Here is a 2,353-nt window from a genome sequence, read left to right on the forward strand (position 1 = left end):
TCGCGACCTTCCAGAATTTCCTGACCGAAAAGCTGACGCCCGCCCCGAACGTCGCCAGCGTCCGCACCTCCCTCACCATCCGCCAGTCGAAGCACCTGCCGGGCGTACCGCTCGAGGCGCTGGAGACGGAGGAGGAGTAGGCCTTAATTCCACCCCAAGGTGTCACCCCGGCCCTGTGCCGGGGTCCAGGGGCGGCATATTCGGCGGTACGGCAATCAGATCATCGTACAAATCCCGCCATTGCGGGTTCATCTCTTCAATGACGTTAAGTTTGTACGCGCGCGGCCATCGCTTCATCGTTTTCTCACGCTGAATGGCAGCGTTCACATCTGGCGTTTCATCGAACCAGACAAGCTGAGTAACATCGTATCTTTTCGTGAAGCCTTTTGCCTGGCCGCTTTTGTGTTCTGCGATGCGTCGAACAATATCGTTCGTAACGCCGATGTAGAGCGTTCCGTTGCGGCCGTTTGCGAGGATGTAGACGTAATAACTCTTCAGCATAGACTGAAGTTTACGGCCCCTGGACCCCGGGACAAGCCCGGGGTGACAGGTTGGGTTAAGCGGAATGAAATGCAGCCGCCCTACTTGAACTCGATCTTCAAAATCTCGTAGCTCTTGCCGCCGCCGGGCGTGTTCACTTCCACGCTGTCGCCGACGGACTTGCCGATCAGCGCGCGGGCGATGGGCGAGGTGATGGAGACGCGGCCCTTCTTCACGTCGGCCTCGATCTCGCCGACGATCTGGTATTTCACTTCCTCGTCTGTGTCCTCGTCGGCCAGCGTCACCGTCGCGCCGAACTTCACCGTCGTGCCGGAGAGCTTCGACACGTCGATCACTTCGGCGCGGCTGATCTTGTCCTCAAGTTCGAGCACGCGGCTCTCGTTGAGGCCCTGCTGCTCTTTCGCGGCGTGATATTCGGCGTTCTCCGACAAATCGCCATGCGCGCGCGCCTCCGCGATCGCCTTGATGATGCGCGGGCGCTCGACGGACTTCAGAAATCTGATTTCGTCCTCCAAGGACTTGTAGCCCTCGGCGGTCATCGGAACTCGTTCCATGTCGGACGGTCTCTCTAAAAGTTGTGCCCGGCGGGTCTCTCGACCGGCCGGGGTCCGGCTCATGCCAATAAAAACCCGCCGGAGCCTGGGAACAGGCTCCGGTCCGGGTTCTGGCGCCGATTGTGGGGGAGGCCCGCGCCGAAGGTCAATTCCAGAATTGTGGCCCCGGTCGGGAACTATTCGGCCGCGGCCTTATCCTTGGCGTAGGACTGGAGGGAAGCGACCTCCAGCTGGCCTTTTCTGATGGCGTCGATCCCTTCCACGGCGGCGCGGGCGCCCGCGATCGTCGTATAATAGGGAACCTTCATCATCAGCGCGGCGCGACGAAGCGACATCGAATCGGCCACCGCTTGCGCGCCCTCGGTCGTATTGAAGACCAGCGCGACCTCGCCGTTCTTGATCGCATCGACGATATGCGGCCGTCCCTCGAGCACCTTGTTGATGGTGCCGACTTCGAGCCCCTGTTCCTTCAGGAAGCGCGCCGTGCCGCCCGTCGCGATCAGTTTGAAGCCCATGTCGAGGAGCTTCCGCGCCGGCTTCACGATCTTGTCCTTGTCGCCATCCTTGACCGAGACGAAGACGGTGCCGGTAGTCGGCACTTTCGTGCCGCCCGCGATCTGGCTCTTGGCGAAGGCGACGGCGAAACTCTTGTCGAGGCCCATCACCTCGCCGGTCGAGCGCATCTCCGGCCCGAGGATCGTGTCGACGCCGGGGAAGCGCGCGAAGGGGAAGACCGCTTCCTTCACCGCGACATGATCGTAGTGGAAGGGCTCGAGCTTGAAGCTTGCCAGCGGCACGCCCGCCATCACCTTGGCGGCGATCTTCACCACCGGCGAGCCGATCACCTTGGCGACGAAGGGCACCGTGCGCGAGGCGCGCGGATTGACTTCGAGCACATAGATCGTGCCGTCCTGCACCGCATATTGCACGTTCATCAGGCCGACGACGTTGAGCGCCAGTGCCATCGCGCGCGTCTGCGCCTCGATCTCGGCGATGGTTTCCTTCGGCAGCGAATAGGGCGGGAGCGAGCAGGCGCTGTCGCCCGAATGGACGCCGGCTTCCTCGATATGCTCCATGATGCCGCAGATGAAGACATCCTTGCCGTCGCAGAGCGCGTCGACGTCGACCTCGATCGCGTCGCGCAAATAGAGATCGATCAGCACCGGGCTCTTGCCGGACACGACGACGGCTTCCGTGATGTAGCGTTCGAGATGGCCCGTATCGCGCACGATTTCCATCGCACGGCCGCCCAGCACATAAGAGGGGCGGATGACGACCGGATAGCCGATGCGCTCGGC

General features: G+C 62.1%; 3 protein-coding genes. All 3 read right to left on the minus strand.

Annotated elements, in window-relative coordinates:
* Window positions 1–162 precede the first annotated feature (162 nt).
* The gene (locus tag VMR03_RS03690) at window positions 163–501 is read right to left on the minus strand and encodes a GIY-YIG nuclease family protein (protein WP_325402400.1); all 339 of its coding nucleotides are present in this window, start codon (window positions 499–501) and stop codon (window positions 163–165) included.
* An 80-nt stretch (window positions 502–581) separates the two neighbouring features.
* On the minus strand, window positions 582–1,055 hold the full coding sequence (greA, locus tag VMR03_RS03695) for a transcription elongation factor GreA (protein WP_325402402.1): 474 nt from the start codon (window positions 1,053–1,055) through the stop codon (window positions 582–584).
* Between the two features lie 176 nt (window positions 1,056–1,231).
* Window positions 1,232–2,353 (minus strand): ATP-grasp domain-containing protein (locus VMR03_RS03700; RefSeq protein ID WP_325402404.1); only part of this gene is annotated, 1,122 nt, incomplete at its 5' end.

This window comes from Parvibaculum sp. (genome assembly GCF_035511255.1).
Lineage (GTDB): Bacteria > Pseudomonadota > Alphaproteobacteria > Parvibaculales > Parvibaculaceae > Parvibaculum.

What these genes read in the sequence shown, in the direction of transcription:
- VMR03_RS03690 (WP_325402400.1), bottom strand. Translation starts at nt 501, where the DNA reads ATGCTGAAGAGTTATTACGTCTACATCCTCGCAAACGGCCGCAACGGA.
- greA (WP_325402402.1), bottom strand. Translation starts at nt 1,055, where the DNA reads ATGGAACGAGTTCCGATGACCGCCGAGGGCTACAAGTCCTTGGAGGAC.